The 17,636-nt window shown below is 41.6% G+C and carries 16 protein-coding genes; 1 reads left to right on the forward strand and 15 read right to left on the reverse strand.

Going from position 1 to position 17,636, the window contains the following annotated elements; genetic code table 11:
• Window positions 1–214: 214 nt before the first annotated feature.
• The 15 genes from E0E32_RS07835 to E0E32_RS07905 form a co-directional block, all read right to left on the reverse strand.
• On the reverse strand, window positions 215–1,216 hold the full coding sequence (locus E0E32_RS07835) for a histidinol phosphate phosphatase domain-containing protein (protein ID WP_130859476.1): 1,002 nt from the start codon (window positions 1,214–1,216) through the stop codon (window positions 215–217).
• Complete coding sequence (locus tag E0E32_RS07840) at window positions 1,188–2,006, reverse strand: DeoR/GlpR family DNA-binding transcription regulator (protein ID WP_165444989.1); 819 nt, start codon at window positions 2,004–2,006, stop codon at window positions 1,188–1,190. The genes E0E32_RS07835 and E0E32_RS07840 overlap by 29 nt, the downstream gene beginning before the upstream one ends.
• A 16-nt stretch (window positions 2,007–2,022) precedes the next feature.
• Window positions 2,023–3,036 carry an ABC transporter ATP-binding protein gene (locus tag E0E32_RS07845; protein WP_130859478.1) on the reverse strand — a complete coding sequence of 338 codons (1,014 nt, stop codon included), beginning with the start codon at window positions 3,034–3,036 and terminating at the stop codon, window positions 2,023–2,025.
• Window positions 3,033–3,890, reverse strand: coding sequence for an ABC transporter permease (locus E0E32_RS07850; protein ID WP_066188897.1), 858 nt, complete (start codon window positions 3,888–3,890; stop codon window positions 3,033–3,035). Before E0E32_RS07850 ends, E0E32_RS07845 begins: the two co-directional genes overlap by 4 nt.
• Window positions 3,887–4,726, reverse strand: coding sequence for an ABC transporter permease (locus tag E0E32_RS07855; protein WP_286171823.1), 840 nt, complete (start codon window positions 4,724–4,726; stop codon window positions 3,887–3,889). The genes E0E32_RS07850 and E0E32_RS07855 overlap by 4 nt, the downstream gene beginning before the upstream one ends.
• Window positions 4,723–5,568: an alkaline phosphatase family protein gene (locus tag E0E32_RS07860; protein WP_130859479.1), complete on the reverse strand. Its 846-nt coding sequence runs from the start codon at window positions 5,566–5,568 to the stop codon at window positions 4,723–4,725. The genes E0E32_RS07855 and E0E32_RS07860 overlap by 4 nt, the downstream gene beginning before the upstream one ends.
• Window positions 5,558–6,661 (reverse strand): ABC transporter substrate-binding protein, encoded by a 1,104-nt coding sequence (locus tag E0E32_RS07865; protein ID WP_066188905.1) that lies wholly within the window; start codon window positions 6,659–6,661, stop codon window positions 5,558–5,560. The genes E0E32_RS07860 and E0E32_RS07865 overlap by 11 nt, the downstream gene beginning before the upstream one ends.
• A gap of 141 nt (window positions 6,662–6,802) precedes the next feature.
• Window positions 6,803–7,390 carry a hypothetical protein gene (locus E0E32_RS07870; RefSeq protein WP_130859480.1) on the reverse strand — a complete coding sequence of 196 codons (588 nt, stop codon included), beginning with the start codon at window positions 7,388–7,390 and terminating at the stop codon, window positions 6,803–6,805.
• Window positions 7,391–7,451: 61 nt separating this feature from the next.
• Window positions 7,452–8,804, reverse strand: a complete 1,353-nt coding sequence (gene glmM, locus E0E32_RS07875; protein WP_066188913.1) for a phosphoglucosamine mutase — start codon at window positions 8,802–8,804, stop codon at window positions 7,452–7,454.
• Window positions 8,805–8,865: 61 nt separating this feature from the next.
• A complete protein-coding gene (locus tag E0E32_RS07880; protein ID WP_066188915.1) occupies window positions 8,866–10,104 on the reverse strand; it encodes a CdaR family protein in 1,239 nt (412 codons plus the stop codon).
• Window positions 10,097–10,918 (reverse strand): diadenylate cyclase CdaA, encoded by an 822-nt coding sequence (gene cdaA / locus E0E32_RS07885; protein ID WP_066188918.1) that lies wholly within the window; start codon window positions 10,916–10,918, stop codon window positions 10,097–10,099. Before cdaA ends, E0E32_RS07880 begins: the two co-directional genes overlap by 8 nt.
• Before the next feature lie 225 nt (window positions 10,919–11,143).
• Entirely contained in the window at window positions 11,144–11,752 is a 609-nt protein-coding gene (locus E0E32_RS07890; protein WP_066188921.1) for an anti-sigma factor family protein, read from the reverse strand.
• 15 nt (window positions 11,753–11,767) lie between these two features.
• A complete protein-coding gene (sigW, locus tag E0E32_RS07895) occupies window positions 11,768–12,334 on the reverse strand; it encodes an RNA polymerase sigma factor SigW (RefSeq protein ID WP_066188924.1) in 567 nt (188 codons plus the stop codon).
• Between the two features lie 467 nt (window positions 12,335–12,801).
• Window positions 12,802–13,782 carry a LacI family DNA-binding transcriptional regulator gene (locus E0E32_RS07900; protein WP_066188927.1) on the reverse strand — a complete coding sequence of 327 codons (981 nt, stop codon included), beginning with the start codon at window positions 13,780–13,782 and terminating at the stop codon, window positions 12,802–12,804.
• Window positions 13,783–13,800: 18 nt separating this feature from the next.
• Complete coding sequence (locus tag E0E32_RS07905; RefSeq protein WP_066188930.1) at window positions 13,801–15,297, reverse strand: sucrose-6-phosphate hydrolase; 1,497 nt, start codon at window positions 15,295–15,297, stop codon at window positions 13,801–13,803.
• Window positions 15,298–15,498: 201 nt separating this feature from the next.
• Between E0E32_RS07905 and E0E32_RS07910 the strand changes: the two genes are divergently transcribed.
• The gene (locus E0E32_RS07910) at window positions 15,499–17,421 is read left to right on the forward strand and encodes a sucrose-specific PTS transporter subunit IIBC (RefSeq protein ID WP_130859481.1); all 1,923 of its coding nucleotides are present in this window, start codon (window positions 15,499–15,501) and stop codon (window positions 17,419–17,421) included.
• Window positions 17,422–17,636 lie beyond the last annotated feature (215 nt).

The following is a 17,636-nucleotide window of genomic DNA, read 5'->3' on the forward strand; positions in this document are numbered from 1 at the left end:
CTTTAAAGCGACTATTTCATTTTAAATCATCTGTTCTTATTTCGCAATGATTTTATAAGATACTGTTATATTATGTGCCATTTGTTAAAATGTTGACCCTTATAAAGAGGATCCAACACACGACCAGACATGTGATTTGCAGCTCAGTTCCTTATTCACGCTCACCCTCGATAAAAAAACGAAGGCGATCCCATCTGCCTTCGCTTCCTTATATTCATCCGTGTATCGGAACCATCTGTCTCATTCGCTTATCAAACACGGCGATTTCTTTTACCCCACTCTCTTTCAGCTTATCCTGAATCTGATCGGCATAGATCCCAACATCATGTGGAAAATGAGAATCGGAGGAGGTGGTAAACGGCACACCTTCTGCCACTAAGATATCCAAGAAGGTATCACTAGGACACATCTCTTTGACGGGATACCGGTAATACAGACCTGGATTCATTTCTGTCGCAACATCTGCCTGCTTCAAGGTTTTTGCTACAGATCGATACATATCACGAAGCAATGCCTCATCAGGGCGATGTTTAAATACCTTGAGGTTATCTAAATGGGCAATAATATCAAACAAGTTGCTTGCTGCTGCTCTTTTTACCGTTTCGAAATGATTTTGGTATAGCTCCAGTAAGTCATAATCAAGAAATTTCGTTTGCAAGCCTGGGTTATCAAAACCCCAGCCATCATAAAAATGGACAGAGCCGATTACATAATCAAAAGGGTAAGGCTGGAGCAATGCTTGTAATTGCTCCTCTCCCCCAATGAAATAATCTGCTTCCATACCTAACTTTAATTCGATGCCATTTGCTTTCCATTTCGCTTTTTGACCTTCGATGAATTCAACAAATTCTGATAAGCTGCGATTCATCACACAACCCAGCCAATCTGCTTGAATCGCACCAATCTCACTGGATGTGGTATCCATATATGTATGAAAATAATCGCTTGTCTCGTTAAAACGGTATAAATGATCGACGATACCAACCATTTTCAAATTTCTTTGTTTGGCACGTTCGAGGTAAAAATTCAACCACCATTCGGAGTACTCGGTTTCCTGCATGCGTCGATGTGCCTGTGCAACGACTTCAGCAAACCACGCCTTGCTATATTGCTTGGATGGAAGTGGTACAAAATGCTCCATGGATTGGGTGATTTTCTCCAGATAGTTATGTGTGTATGGTCCTTCTTCAAGATGAATATGGTAGTCTACTTTCATAGCCTTGTCCCCTCGCCTTGATCCAGTTTATATTCTCAAAATCCTTTCGTTTCCATCCTTTTGGCTTTGCCTCCGAACAGATAATCACATCCACCTGATCAAAAGAGGACATATTGCAAGCTGCGTCCACTCCTATTTTGGAATGATCAGCTAATACAATAGCTTCTTTTGATCTTTTGATCATTTCTTTTGAGATCACCGTCTCATTCAAATCATAATCGCTCAACCCATTTTGCATAGACATACCACCAACCGAAATAAAGGCCTGATCAAAGTTAAACGTCTTTAATTGATCCATGGTCATCATTCCTGTCATCGATTGTTGCTCGGGATTAAGCTGTCCTCCAAGCATAATGAGCTCCCCTTTACATTCTTCCTTTGCTAATTTGTCAGCAATGACAGCTGCCACGGCTAAGGAATGTGTAACAATCGTGATTCCAACTTTTTCCTTTAACGCATGGGTAAGCTCCAGTGCGGTCGTGCCTGTATCAATAGCAATGGTCGAACCATTTTCAATTAATGAAACTGCTGATCTACCGATGGCTTGTTTTTCCTCTGTCATCAGATTGGATCGCTGATGCAAAGGTGGTTCACCTTGTGGATAGCCGATATTTACCGCTCCACCATAAACTCGCTTGACGTCGCCTGTAACAGCCAGCTGATCCAAATCACGTCGTACCGTTTCCATGGTTACCTGAAATGTATCTGCTAATTCACTGACTTTTACTTTATTATGCTTCTGTAATGCCTCTATAATATAGGTCCATCTTTCCTCGGGAAACCACTCCATCTTTACACCTCGCTCGCTATGAAACTTGTACACATGCCTCTCTTGGGATGTACACGTGTACTTTTTCTCCTTCATCTAGTTGTTCATGATATTGGTATAACGTGTCTATCTGTATCGTTTGATCGGGAAGGGCTACGCGGTAAATTAATACATTGCCGGTAACCATTTTGGTGACGATTTTCCCTTCGACATGATACGCTTGTTCCTGTAGTCGACGATTTTCTGTTTTGGACATCGTGATACTCTCCGGACGTATCGCAATATCTTGTTCAAAATCAGCTGACTGATTCGTCCATTTTTGCAACATCTGCCTTGGAATAATATTGTATGAGCCGATAAAACCTGCAATGAATTTATTTTTTGGTTTCATATAAATGTCGTCTGGTGTACCTTCTTGGACAATCTTCCCTTCATTCATGACAAAAATTCGATCACTTAATAGCATCGCTTCTTTCTGATCATGTGTGACAAATATAGTCGTAATATTTAGCTTGCGCTGAATATTTTTAATTTCTTGCTGGAGTGATTTACGAATCTTGGCATCCAAGGCACTAAAAGGCTCATCAAGCAACAATACATCGGGCTCCATCACTAAGGATCGGGATAAGGCCACACGTTGCTGCTGACCGCCGGATAATGCATGTGGATAACGGTCTCCCAACTCCTCTAACCCCATCATCTTCATCGTATCTTGAACAATCTGCTGGTAGCCTTTTTTCTTTTGCAACTTTAATCCGTAGCTAATATTTTCTGTGACGGTCATGTTAGGGAAAAGGGCATAGGATTGAAACACCATGCCGACCCCTCGTTTACGAGACGGCACCTGTGTGATGTCCTTGTTATTAACGGTAATACTCCCTTGATCGACGTCGGCAATCCCGGCGATCGTTCGCAGCAATGTACTCTTTCCACAGCCACTCTGACCTAATAATGTGATGAACTCACCCTTTTCGACCGATAACGAAATGTGGTCTAATACCGTTTTTCCACTATACTGTTTCAGCAGGGAATCAATTTGTACATAACTCATGATTTTTCTCCTTCCAAAGTCGTTTGTTGTAATGTTGAAATCGGCATATCTTGTTTATCTGATGCGACTTGCTTCTGTCTTTTTGGTGATTGAAAATAAAGCAGAAATAACGTAATAAACACGATAATCATGTAGTAACAAATCACAATCGCACTGGTCAGGTGACCGTTCTTACTCAATTGCTGATAAAGGTAGATTTGCAAGGTTTCAAATCGTCCGCCAACTAAAAGGTTTGCAAGGGCAAATTCGCCAAATAGCATGGAGATGGCCAAGAATGCTGCGGAGAATATACCTTTTTTCATATTGGGTAATACCACCGTCATAACCGCCTTGATCTTGGAAGCACCTAGTAGCTCGGCGGCTTGAATCAGGTCTCTGGCATGGATTGTGTATAAACTATTGCGAATCCCTTGATAAACAAACGGCATAATCACAATCGCATAAATCCCAAACAAGATCCATGGTGTGCCTGCTATATTCACGACATCATTGGCATATAGATTGATTAAGCCAACTGCTAAAGCAACACCTGGGACACCATAAGGTAGCAGGGCGATCGTTTTTAAGACTCCTTCCCATTTGGGAATATATAATACGATGGTTATGGTGGCAAGCAGCATGACGATAATCGATAAAATAACGGCAACAGAAATAACGAGTACCGTTCTGCCAAGTGCCTGCAGGAAACGGGAATCTTGGAATAATTGAATATACCAATCGAATGTCCATGATGTCGGCAGAATGGTTGTGCTCCATTCCGTTGCGATGGAATACAAGAACGTACCGGCCAACGGTAATACTAGATAAACTGCCAGAACAATCGCCACCACCACATGTCCCTTTTTATTCTTCACCGTAAATCTCTCCTTACCTTTTTCATGATTTTACTATTCGACCATAGGGCTGCAATCATTATCAAGGCCAACAGGACACCAAATGCACTGGCCAAATTCGGCTGGAGAAAGACATCGCCTGAGATTAGCGAGGCAATCTGAATCGGCATCAAATTATAGGTGGAACCTACTAAAGCATTGGCTGTCGCAAAAGCCCCTAGTGCATTAGCAATCAATATCGTATAGGTTCCAATCACACCTGGAAAAAGTAACGGAATACCGATTTTACGCCAAAATGTCCATGTTGTACCACCTAATAGCTGTGAGGCATAGCGCCAATCATCGTTCAGTGCCTGGTAGGTTGGCAGCAGCAGGATAATAGCAAATGGAATCTGAAAATAAATATAGACAACAACAAGACCAAACCAAGAATATAAGTTAAAGTCACCAAACACATCGAGTCCCAGTTGGTTAAACAGTAAGGTGAATAAACCATTATTCCCTAATAACACGATGAAGGAGAAAGCTAATGGTATCCCCTCAAAATAAGAGGTCATATTCGAGATCGTCGTCATCCATTTGTTCCCGCGTCCGGCTAATTGTGAAATCGAATAGCCACCAATAACTGCTATGATAATCGCTACTGTCGCAGATAAAAAAGCAATTTTCAAACTATTGGTAATCGATTGGAGATAATAAGCCTCGGAAAATAATTCTTGATAGTTCGCCAAGGTAAAGCTGCCGTCCTCGGATTGAAAGCTCGACATCACCATATTCATTGTTGGGAAAAAGAGAAAACCTAATACCAATAAGGCTAATGGAACCAAGCATAGCCATGTCTTCCATGATTGTTTCACTTGTTACCCCCCTCTTGTCTAAGCAAGCTTCTCCACATCTGTGGCAATACCGGCATGGTTTCCGCCTTATCCAGCCCCATTAACTCACACATAAACGAGGCAAAAGGAAGCTGAGGCAATAACAGATCTTGCATACCTTTATGGGTTTTATTGCTGATCATATATAGCGGGACTTGACGTTCTGCTTCTGTTGTACCGCCATGCTGCCCTTGTTCTGACATTCCGTGATCAGCCGTTACCACAACTTGATAGCCTTCCTCAAGCCAGATAGGCATTAATTCTGCTAGTATATTATCAGCGAGTAATACCTTTTCACGATATTCACTGGAACGCCCGCCATGTTTATGACCAATATCATCAATGTTCATCGAGTGAATATATAAGAAATCTGGTTGTACTCGCCGCCTTAATGCCTCTCCATCTAGCAATAAATGAGAATCTGGATACGTATCTTCAAAATAAAACATACCATTTTGAATCGCTTGATCGGTGTTCAGCTGCATTCTGTCCTCGATATAATGAAAGGGTGCTCGATTATAGAGCTCGCTAACCCAATAGTAGGAAGCCGTGGCATTGGTCAGCCCCGCCTCTTTGCTGAGATGGAATAAACTCTTATGCTTAGACAGCCTTACACTCCTATTCGTGTGAATCCCATTACTGTAGCTTGGCGTGCCCGTTAATAACACTTCGTATAAAGGGCGGGATAGACTTGGCAGTTCGGAACATACGGCGCTGCGTAATGCTTGTCCTTTTTCCACCAAATGTTCCATATACCCTAATGTCTCGATAGCCACATCATATCGCAAGCCGTCCAATACAACGATAATCAGCTTATTGGACATGAATAAGTACCTCTTTTTGCCACAATTGCGGTAGTTCCTGTGCTGTTTCTTCCCATGCAGTATGATCACCAACCGGCTGGGCATTCTCGTATTGCTCTGTTGGAATCATTTGTTCCTCCACCTCCGCTGGCAGATCGACATTGTCACGAATCGGACGAGCAAATCCTCTTGCTAAATTAATCTGTCCCTCATCACTTAAGATATATTCACGGGCAAGCATTGCAGCGTGTGGATTAGGTGCATACTTGTTAAGAATGGTTGCATAACCACTGATAACCGATCCTTCTTCTGGTATCACGACCTCATATTGCTCAGAATCTACCGCGTCGGCATAGCTTAAGCCATTAAAATCCCACATAATTCCTACTTCCAATTCACCAGTTTCCATTCCAGCTATACTCAAGTTATTGGCTGTACTTAGGTTGCCTTTCTCTGCTAATTCTGCGAAAAAATCAATCCCAGGCTGTAGATTGGTTTCATCGCCACCGTTTGCTATCGCTGCAGCTAATACAGCCATTTGACTCTGTGTCCCGGTTGATACATCACCAACCATTACCTCATAATCCCCTGTCAATAAATCGTCCCATGATGTTGGAACCTCATCTACTTGGTCTTTATCAACAATAAAGGCAATTGTTCCTTGATACCCCACTAGCCAGTGCCCTTCGTCGTCTTTGGCCCAATCTGGCACGTCATCCCAATAGCTTGTTTTATATGGCATCGTAATTTCCTTGTCTTTCGCAATTGGTCCAAAGGAAATACCGACATCGCCAATATCAGCTGTAGCATTTTCTCCTTCTGACTCCATTTTAGCGATCTCTTCTGCACTAGACATATCTGTATCCACGTGTTCTAAACCATATTCTTCGTTCAAATCATCCCAAGTACCCTTCCAGTTTGCCCAGGAATCTGGCATTCCGACACTATTAACCTCTCCTTCTTCTTGTGCCTTTTCTTCGATTTCTTCCAGTGTAAGATTGTCAGGGTCGATGGCTGCCTCACTTGTGTTGGTATCTGAACCACAAGCCGCTAAAGCAACCAAGCTCCCCCCTAATAGTGCAGTTTGCAACATATGCTTCCAATTGATTGTCATTTCTTTTCCCCCTGTTTGGTTTTCTATTGTATTACTTGGTTTTTAGTATAAGAAATGACTATTAACCTCATATAAAGCCAAGGTAAATAAATTGTAAAAAAAAGATGGGGAGGGATGTTAATGAGAAAGAGATTGAGGGTATTAGCATTTAATAACCGCGGCATGACCAATGAGACAAAAACCGCCGATAAGACGGGATTGTGTAAAGCAGGCTACTTTCCTGAGTAGTGAGTATGATTGTTTTATCTGTGCGAAGCAAACGCTGCGGGAATAAATAACGCTTGCCACCTTTCTTACACTATTTCCTCCGCTGGGTGATAGTACTACAACAGTTATTACTGCAAGGATAATGAGTTCTATGTACTTTAAAACACCAAATATCCATATCATAGAAATGACGAGTATGACGCCCATTTCAGTGCTTTCCTCTCGGATTTTGGCCGTCATTTCCGTGATGACGCCCATTTCAGCGCTTTCTTCTCCGATTTTGGCCGTCATTTCCGTGATGACGCCCATTTCAGTGCTTTCTTCTCCGATTTTGGCCGTCATTTCCGTGATGACGCCCATTTCGGCGCTTCCCCCTCGGATTTTGGCCGTCATTTCCGCGATGACGCCCATTTCAGCGCTTTTCCCTCCGATTTTGGCCGTCATTTCCGCGATGACGCCCATTTCAGCGCTTTCTTCTCCGATTTTGGCCGTCATTTCCGTGATATCACGACCATAATCCAATCACAAATCAAAAATATAAAAAAAAAGAGCCACGCCCAAATGGCATGACTCGTATCACTTTTTATTCTTCTTCTAATCCCATAATTTGCTGAATAATGGCGGCGACATCGTCTACATAACGATTGCAATCCTCTATCGTAGGTGCCTCCACCATCACACGTACTAATGGTTCCGTACCAGATGGTCGAACAAGTACGCGGCCTTGACCATTCATTTCTGCCTCTACCTTGGAAATAGCATCGGCAACCACTGGATTTGTCATAACCTCATTCTTTTTCATGACACGCACGTTTTTTAACACTTGAGGGAATTTTTCCATTTCGTTTGCCAATTCAGATAATGGTTTGCCTGTCTCCTGCATGACGTTAACCAGCTGCAATGCCGAAAGCATACCATCACCTGTTGTAATGTAATCAAGGAAAATAATATGCCCTGATTGCTCCCCGCCAAGGTTGTAATCACCATTACGCATCTCTTCCATCACGTAGCGGTCTCCTACTGCTGTTTTATTGCTCTTCATGTCATTCTCTTCTAAGGCCTTATAGAAACCTAGGTTACTCATTACCGTAGAAACAATGGTTGATTGACGCAATTTACCAAGTGAATTGAAATATTTTCCGATGATAAACATAATTTGATCACCATCAACAATATCTCCCTTCTCATCCACAGCAATTAAACGATCGCCGTCCCCGTCAAAGGCAAGACCAATGTTGGCATCTTTCTCTACTACCATCGCCTGTAATGCTTCAGGATGGGTAGATCCAACCCCATCATTAATATTTAATCCATTTGGTGAGGAACCAATGGTCGAAATGTCAGCCTCTAAATCGGCAAATAGCTGAGATGCAAGCCCTGAGGTCGCTCCGTGTGCACAGTCTAAAGCAATATGCATACCATCCAATTCATTATCAATCGTTTCTTTCAAATATTGGATATACTTTTGTCCGCCTTCTAAGTAATCATTGATCCGTCCAATATCTTCTCCTATTGGCCTTGGTAAATCGTCTACCTCTTGTTCCAACAATGCTTCGATCTCATTTTCCTGACTATCAGATAGTTTAAACCCATCGGAACCAAAGAATTTAATGCCATTGTCCTCAACAGGATTATGGGAGGCAGAGATCATCACGCCTGCCTGCGCATTCATAACCTTGGCCAAATACGCTACTCCTGGCGTGGATATCACCCCTAATCGCATAACTTCTGCCCCGATAGACAGCAAACCAGAAATAAAAGATCCTTCTAACATAGTCCCGGATATTCTGGTATCTCTTCCAAGCAAAATTTTTGGTTTCTCTGCTCCTTTTGTCACCACATATCCGCCATAACGCCCTAATTTAAAGGCTAGTTCTGGTGTCAAATCTTGATTCGCTACCCCGCGGACACCATCTGTTCCAAAATATTTACCCATTTTTAAAAATCTCTCCTTTTTGCATGTCTTCACCATGTATCTTCGATATGTAGGAAAATCATTATTGCGTGTTAATGGTTACTTGTTCATGCTCTAATTCAAATTCTACATCATCTGGAACTCCGCTTGGTCGGTCAAATTCTACATCAAGCTGGTATTCACCAGGCGGACGATCTCCAACATCAATTGATAATTGTAGATCACCCGCGGCTATCCCCTCCAAATCAGAAGGATATCCTCTCATGGTCACCGTCATACTGTTGGAGGCTGGTTCCACAAAAGAAACGGCTTGTCCATCATAATCAATGGCCACATCTTCCACTTCTTCCTCCTCAACGGCTTCCACTTCCACTTCCACATTGACGGTTTCCTGACCAAGCTTTCGTACGTCGGAAGGGGCTTCTAACGCCACTTCCACCGTACCACTTTCGGTTATCTCACTTAAATCGATTGGTTCTGTTGCTATCTCATCTAACTGTTCCAAATAGCTTTCCGCTGCAAAAACCTCTACTTCCTCATCGGCCGGTTCGGCGGAAACAAGCCGCATATCCTCCGGCAATTCATTCTCTGTTGCAACGGAAATCGGTACTTCTTTACTCGGGTTCTTCACATCCACCGTAATATTAGCGGTAGGTGGATCAAGTCTTACATTCAATTCATTGCCTTGATTATCATAAACTTTAATCGGCACATTATTGAGTGTCTGTGTTTCATTAAAGTCGGTTACATCAACAAAAGTCTTCACGATAGCAATCTTATCCATAATGCTTTTCGAGCTGGTCACTTCCACCTCATTTGGTTCTGCATACACATTGGAAATTTCGTAACCTGGTTCAATTTGATCCCGGTTGACGGTATCTACTGTCACTCCGAGCGTCTGGTTATGTCTTTCTTCAATCGTCACATCTATTTCTTGTGGATCAATATAGGCATTCAAACCATCCGATAGCCCCGAACTTTCAAGGGCTACACGGTGCGTACCAATACCGAGGTCTTCCAAGTCCACAAACACATCAAAATTCCTCTGTCTAGCTGTTGTTGTTACCATACTAACAGAACCTTGCAACGATACAGTGACGGTTTCTGGTACACCAGTGACGACATATTCATCCTGATCTAACTGCACCTGTACTGGGATATCTTCTAATGTTTGCGTCTCCGTTGAATTTCCAAAATCTAAGTCCAGTCCGCCATTCTCATTATTGACATTCTCATCGAATGCAACAACAACAAAGAGCAAGATAGCGAGAAAAAGGGCAATGACCCGAATAACCCAGCGGTGCTCCAACCATCTATTCATTTCTTTTCACCATCCAATCCCAACCTTTCGATGATGAGGTCTTGAACTTAGAAATTAATTCTTGTTCCAATAACTCTGCCAACTTCTCCAAGGTGATGTCACGATGCAGCTCTCCATTTTTCGTACAAGAAATACCACCTGTTTCCTCAGAAACCGTAATCGTCAATGCATCGGTCACCTCACTAATCCCTAATGCCGCTCGATGTCGCGTACCCAATTCTTTTGAAATAAAAGGGCTTTCGGATAGCGGCAGATAACAGGCTGCTGCTACGATTTGGTCCCGATTAATAATAACCGCCCCATCATGCAAAGGTGTATTCGGAATAAAAATGTTCGTTAGTAACTGATTCGTCAACTTCCCATTAATCGGTATACCAGTAGATACATAATCACCCATGGCTGTCTCCCGTTCGATGGTAATGAGAGCACCAATTCTTCGCTTGGCCATATACTCACATGACTCAACAATTGCCTCAATCGACTGGCTGAGTTCTTCCTCCTCGGTAGTGATATTACGAGAAAAGAAACTACCTCGTCCTAATTGTTCTAACGCCCTTCTCAACTCAGGTTGGAACAGGATAATCACTCCAAGCGGCCCCCACATAATCACTTGGAAAATAATCATTCGAACCGTATTTAATTCTAAAAAGACACTTAATAAATAGATAAAAATAACAACGAAAATACCTTTTAATAACTGAATAGCTTTCGTTCCACGAATAAACATTAATAATTTATATAAAACATACCAAACAATTGCAATATCCAAAATAACTCTTAATATGTTTAGAAAGTTCCAGTCCCCGCTAAACATGCCACCACAACCTTATCTCCATCCGAATCCTCTTCCTATATTATAGTATTATCATTTTTATTATAGCATACTTACCTTGGATTACTTAAATAAATACATGCTTCTCTTCTATACCTTATGACACAGATCATGCAATTATACAGGATAGGATGGCAGGATATCTACGATTTATATTGGTGAAGGCTCTTTGTCACAGAAAAGCAATGATCCTAATAGAAATCATTGCTAATCCAGATGAAAAATACTTCGAGTCGTATCTTTGATTTTATACCATAATCGGGCGAATAATTGATCCACCTCTTTGATGTCTCCGGCCACTTTCCCAGCAGAAGCAGTGAGGTTATTGCCATTGATAATAACCACATCCCCCTGTACCTCTCCGTCGATTCTTACATCACCATTTTTTATCTCCAAATCATCTTCAATGACCACGCCCTCCGGAACGATGACCGTACCATTTTCTACCACAAGATCTCCCGCATTGGAATAGCTTAATTGATCTTCTTGATTCCAAGCAGAGAAAATACCTGTGAACATAAAAATGAAAAACACCGCCGCAGCTGTTAATAAAGGATGCACCCTTATCCATCGTTTGGCCGTCATTCGTTTCTTTTCATTCGGTAAAGACGCCATGACATTACGCGTAAAGCTGGACGATGGTCTCAATTCATTCGTTGCCGTCACGAGAGCTACGGCCCGCTTCAGTTCTTTAAAGTGCTGCTGACATGTTGGGCATGTCTGAAGATGTGCACGTAGTCGTTCTTTATCTACTGTCGTTATCTCACCATCTAAATACTGATGCATTAAGCTTACCATTTCTTTATTACATTTCATTCTCATCAACACCCCTTACAGATGGCGAAGTCTTTTTCTAAGAGCTTCCCTGCCTCTATGGATTCTTGTCTTGACCGTTCCTACCGGCATTTCTAATACCTCGCTAATCTCTTTGAGTGACAGTTCATCAAGAAAACGCAAGGCAATGACACTGCGATATTTAGCAGGTAGAGCCATGATCTCTTTTTGGATATGGCTTTGAATTTCAAGACTTTCTACTTCTTCCTCAGGCAATGGCTGATCAGACGCTAATTGACCATATAAATTCAGCCCATCAGACCCTTTAATTTCCGCATCGAGGTAATAATCAGGTTTTTTCTTACGCAGCTTATCAATCGTCAAGTTCGTAGCAATTCGATATAACCAAGTCGAGAATTTACGATTTTCATCGAATGATTCAATATTATAATATGCTCGAATAAATGCCTCTTGCGCAATATCTTCTGCCTCTTGCTTATTTCCAACCATACGGAAACAAATAGCGAAAACTCGATTCTGATAATACGCTACGATGTCCTCAAATGCTGTCTGGTCACCCTTTTTCACTTGTTTTATATAATGTGTGATTTTTTCTTCGATCATCTATATACCTCCGCTACATTTGCGGTTAATTATATTACGTACGATTCTTGATGAAGGTTTCATTTTCTTTTAAAATCGATGATAAAACCTAAAATAATTATAAACCAGTACTATTATATCAAGAAACAGGTTTGTTTTGGGCGATTTTATTATTTTTTATTTTATTTTAATTCCATCACTAATGACGGAATCATCGACGTCTTGATAAAAAAATAGCGTATGTTTACGCCTCGTGGGTAAAAGCTGAAGTGGTTGACCTTATCCAGTCAAAATGGTGTAGAAAAATTCGCTACTTTTGGATTTGATGAAATAGGTTCTTGAAAATGATTACTGAACCTTTATTTTTAACAAGAAGAATGTAATGATGGCTCTAGCTTAATCTGGGAACAGCCGTCAAGGACTCGGCTATTGTTCCCATTCATCACAGAGTTAACTATCAGTGGACTACTGATGGCAGTCCCATTTTTTTAACTCGTCTGCCTCTGGACAAATTTCACTGGTAGTTGATAAAGATTATCTAAGGCTGCTTCTGGATTATCTATGCGTTTCATTAATAAATTAATCGATAAATCGACAAATTCATCGATTGGCTGTAATACGGTGGATAAATGAGGGAAGTAATTCTGAATAAATTCCGTTCCATCATAGCCAATGATTTTTAACTGCTCAGGAACTTTTAAACCCTGCTCGTTAGCTGCATTCATCACTAAGATCGCCGTTAAATCATCTGTACAAAAGATACTATCCACCGCTTCATCTCTTAATATATTTCGAATCTCTATCGTTTTTAAAAAGGGGGAATAGTCCAATGGAAACTGGTAAACTAACGGCTCCAAATGATATTCCTTCATCACTGACATATAACCATCCAATCTGCGATTCGTTGGCGAAGCAGATTCATTCGTTCCAGTGAATATAGCAATCCGCCTGCCGCCTCGCTGGTATAATTGTTCAGTCGCTATTCTCCCTCCTTGATAGCTGTCACTAGAAACAATCGGAATACCATCAGCTAAATATCGATCAAAGGAAATAATCGGAAGCCCCACCTTTTCATACTCCGGAATACCAAGATTATGCGCCCCTGCAATAATGCCATCAACTTTATTAGCCGCCAGCATTCGCAGGTAGTCCCTTTCTTTCTCCTTATTATCCGCACTATCACAAAGAATCGTTTTATATCCTAGTTCAAACAGCTTTGTTTCCATTTTCGCTGCCAATTCACCAAAAAAAGGATGGGATACGGTTGGAAAAATTAATCCGATTAATTGTGTGTTTTTGCCTTGCAGCGAGCGAGCGAGTGAATTCGGCTGATAATTTAATTCCTCCATTGCTGCATGGACTTTATCGATTGTTTTTTGACTTAAATAGCCGTAATTATTAATTACCCTGGACACCGTAGTCACCGAAACGCCCGCCTTTTGCGCTACGTCTGTCAATTTTATTCCCATCACGTTCACCCTTATACGTTAATTCTTCATCGAACGCAAGGACCATATATCGCCATGGTAATCACCATTTGCTCCTTGGATATACATATATGTCTGTTCTTCGTGAGGAAAAACACGACTTGTCATGACCTGATAACCGTCGTTAATAAACACCTCACAAACCGATTCATCTACAAAAATATGCAGCGTAAGCTTGGTTTGCTGTGGTACATGAGCGGTTCTCGTTATGCCATAAGCTTCGCCAAATGCGATCCCTGCCTTACTTCGATCCATTATTATTGTACCATTTTTTGCATCGAAAGACAGGGTCAAACCTTGTTGATTTTGTTCATCGGCAAATAAAATTAGCTGGCCTGAGGCATCTGTTGTTAACTCCAGTTTTAATTCATAACGATTATTCATGATAGCTGCCAACTGACAAGCCTCTTCTTGTAAATGCCCTCGCAGCGTTTGATGACGTTGACGCAATTGTTGTAATTCCTGGACAGGCGTTTGATATAGATGTCCATCCTTGATTTGTAATTCCTTAACCAGACTGAGGCAATGCGCCCAACCTTCAGCAAAGCTCGGGTATTCAACCTCTGGCAATCCAACCCAGCTCACACTTAGCGCACGTCCATCCGGTGCGTTAAATGCCTGAGTTGCATACACATCAAAGCCCTCATCCAAATTCTTCAATGATGAAGTCTCGGTGATGGTTCCTTCATCTGCCGCAAAAGAGGATCCAATCACATACATGTTAGGGAAAATATTTTGATAGGATGCGATTTCCGTATCTAGACCTTGGGGGCAAAACAATAACACAGGCTGTTGATCGACAAAAACAAGATTCGGGCATTCCACCATAAAACCCATTTCCTCATCTGTAAAGTGTAATTCTCCTATCCATTCCCAGTCGGTTAATGGTGTTCCTTTGTAAAGCAAAACGGCCCCTTTTTCATCACTGGTTTGTGCCCCAATGATCATATAATAATCTCCCTGATAACGGAATACTTGTGGATCGCGAAACTCATGGGTGTAATCTGTCGGAGGATTGACTATTAATGGAGCATCAAGTTTCTCCACTTGCCCTGCTTGGTTCATCCAAGCGCCCAGTTGATAGGAGTGACGTTCCCACTCTTGATTTCGAACATTTCCGGTATACATCAGAAATAACTGATCTTCCACTGGTAACGCAGAGCCGGAATAAACACCATGACTATCATAGGAAGTGTCTGGTAGTAGCGCAAAACCCTGTCGCCGCCAATCCACTAAATTGGCAGACGTCAGATGATACCATGATTTCACACCATGGACCGGGCCAAAGGGATAGGCTTGGTAAAATAAATGCCACTTTCCATCATAAAAAGAAAAACCATTGGGATCATTTAATAAACCACTCTTCGGTTGAATATGATAAGCCAGCTTCCATTTCGACGCTTGAACCGCTTCTTCCAATCCCTTTCTATATGATTTAGACCAGTCTTGGTATGGCTTATACCTCAATGCCGTTGTCCATTGTTTAATGAATTCCATTTCACAACATCCCTTCGCATTCGTAATTAGTTACTTAGATCATAGATAAAAAAGGAGATAATGTCAAACGTATAACATATATACTTATTTTAATTTAAAATAAGTTATTGGGAACGAAAAATAAATATGATAAACGTTTGACATATAACCGAAATTTTTGTATGCTAAAAAAAATGATAGCAAAGAGAGGAGTTTTCTTTTATGGATCATAAACAGGTTGCCCAAGATGTCATCCAAGCACTTGGTGAGGATAATATTCTTGCTGCCGCTCATTGTGCAACACGCCTCCGTTTAGTTCTGAAAGACGATAAAAACATTGATCAAAAGGCTTTAGATAACCACCCTGATGTAAAGGGTACCTTTAACTCCAACGGTCAATTCCAGATTATCATTGGACCTGGTGACGTCAATAAGGTACATCGTGAACTCACTGCAATTACCGGGTTGCAAGAAGCATCTACGGACGAAGTGAAAGCGATGGCAAACGAACAAAAAAAGACCAATCCAATCATGGCACTGATCAAAGTATTATCCGATATTTTCGTACCGATAATTCCGGCCTTGGTTGCCGGCGGCTTGTTGATGGCATTAAATAATATCTTAACATCTCCTGATTTATTTGGCTCCCAATCGGTGGTGGAGATGTATCCCGCTATTGAAGATGTAGCTAGTGTTATTAACTTGCTAGCTTCGGCACCATTTGCTTTCTTACCTATTTTAATTGGATATTCAGCTACCAAACGATTTGGCGGTAATCCTTATTTAGGTGCTGCGATGGCGATGGCCATGGTAATGCCGGATTTAGTAAATGGTTACGGGGTTGCCGAGGCAATTGAAGATGGTTCGATGAATTACTGGAATGTCTTCGGCCTGCAAGTAGCTCAGGCGGGCTATCAAGGCTCCGTTTTACCTGTATTGGCGGTATCATGGATATTAGCCAATTTGGAGAAATTCTTCCACAAACGGATGGCCAATGCCTTTGATTTCACCTTTACACCGATGTTATCCGTCATTATTACAGGTTTCTTGACGTTTATTTTAGTAGGACCCGTTATGCGTTCTTTATCAGACGGATTAACGGATGGACTTGTCTGGTTATATGAAACAACCGGAGGATTTGGCTTAGGTGTGTTCGGTATCTTCTATTCACCTATTGTTATTACTGGTTTGCACCAAAGTTTCCCAGCGATCGAGACGGTATTGCTTGCCAATATTGAAAGTACAGGGGGGTCCTTTATCTTCCCCGTTGCTTCGATGGCAAACGTAGCGCAAGGGGCAGCCTGTTTGGCCGTTTTCTTTATCACGAAAGATAAGAAACAAAAGAGTTTATCCTCTTCGGCCAGTGTCTCTTCTTTGTTAGGGATTACCGAACCAGCGATTTTCGGTGTCAATTTAAAGCTTAAGTTTCCATTCATTTGTGGTATGATCGGTGCAGGGATATCCTCGGCATTTATTGGCTTCTTCCATGTACTAGCCGTTGCGATGGGACCTGCCAGTGTGATCGGTTTTATCTCCATTTCAGCGAATTCGATTCCAATGTTTATGGTTGGTATTCTAATTAGTATGGTTATTTCCTTTACCCTGACCTATTTCTATGGCAAGCGAAAAATGGCAACTGACGCAAATCCAGACGAAACCGTCAAAGAGACCAAGCAACCTGCTGCAGAGCAAGACGCAGAAGAGATAGCCGCACCATTAACTGGGGAGATTGTTCCGCTTCAGGAAGTAAATGATCAAGTCTTTTCTTCTGAAATGATGGGGAAAGGCATTGCGATTTATCCGACAGTGCAACAGGTAGTAGCACCTGCAGATGGAGTAATTACCGTAGCCTATGATTCCAAACATGCCTTTGGTATCCATACTAATCAAGGAGCCGACATTCTCATTCATATCGGCATTGATACGGTTAATTTAAAAGGACAACATTTTGAGGCAGAAGTGACTCAGGATCAACAAGTGAAAAAAGGGGATGTACTGGGCAGCTTTGATCTGCAAGGTATTATCGATGCTGGTTATGATCCTACCGTGATGGTGATTGTAACCAACACCGCCGATTATCATGATGTTATCGCAGTGGATCAGCAAAAGGTAACAGCAGGAGAGAATTTATTACAGCTGTATTAGATATCTTTTTCTTATCGCAGCAGGATTCCTGTCACCTCCATACTAAAGTCTAACATTATCCAAGACAGGGTCATCTCGACCCTGTCCTTTTTATAAGGAGAAAAGCCTATTACCCGCGCTATAATAGGATCTTTGTTAAATGCTCATTTTAAGTTGCAAACCAATTTGGCAGAGCCGTACTCTCCCCCATTATAACCATTTCAAGACAACAAAAC

Origin of the sequence: Gracilibacillus phocaeensis, assembly GCF_900626275.1 — a bacterium.
In the GTDB taxonomy this organism is placed as follows: Bacteria; Bacillota; Bacilli; order Bacillales; family Amphibacillaceae; genus Gracilibacillus; species Gracilibacillus timonensis.

Bases quoted from the DNA above. Each gene is read 5' to 3' on its own strand.
- E0E32_RS07845 (WP_130859478.1), bottom strand. From the start codon at position 3,036: ATGAGTTATGTACAAATTGATTCCCTGCTGAAACAGTATAGTGGAAAA.
- E0E32_RS07835 (WP_130859476.1), bottom strand. From the start codon at position 1,216: ATGAAAGTAGACTACCATATTCATCTTGAAGAAGGACCATACACACAT.
- E0E32_RS07880 (WP_066188915.1), bottom strand. From the start codon at position 10,104: ATGAATAGATGGTTGGAGCACCGCTGGGTTATTCGGGTCATTGCCCTT.
- E0E32_RS07865 (WP_066188905.1), bottom strand. From the start codon at position 6,661: ATGACAATCAATTGGAAGCATATGTTGCAAACTGCACTATTAGGGGGG.
- glmM (WP_066188913.1), bottom strand. From the start codon at position 8,804: ATGGGTAAATATTTTGGAACAGATGGTGTCCGCGGGGTAGCGAATCAA.
- E0E32_RS07900 (WP_066188927.1), bottom strand. From the start codon at position 13,782: ATGGGAATAAAATTGACAGACGTAGCGCAAAAGGCGGGCGTTTCGGTG.
- E0E32_RS07910 (WP_130859481.1), top strand. From the start codon at position 15,499: ATGGATCATAAACAGGTTGCCCAAGATGTCATCCAAGCACTTGGTGAG.
- E0E32_RS07860 (WP_130859479.1), bottom strand. From the start codon at position 5,568: ATGTCCAATAAGCTGATTATCGTTGTATTGGACGGCTTGCGATATGAT.
- E0E32_RS07890 (WP_066188921.1), bottom strand. From the start codon at position 11,752: ATGAAATGTAATAAAGAAATGGTAAGCTTAATGCATCAGTATTTAGAT.
- E0E32_RS07905 (WP_066188930.1), bottom strand. From the start codon at position 15,297: ATGGAATTCATTAAACAATGGACAACGGCATTGAGGTATAAGCCATAC.
- cdaA (WP_066188918.1), bottom strand. From the start codon at position 10,918: ATGTTTAGCGGGGACTGGAACTTTCTAAACATATTAAGAGTTATTTTG.
- E0E32_RS07840 (WP_165444989.1), bottom strand. From the start codon at position 2,006: ATGGAGTGGTTTCCCGAGGAAAGATGGACCTATATTATAGAGGCATTA.
- sigW (WP_066188924.1), bottom strand. From the start codon at position 12,334: ATGATCGAAGAAAAAATCACACATTATATAAAACAAGTGAAAAAGGGT.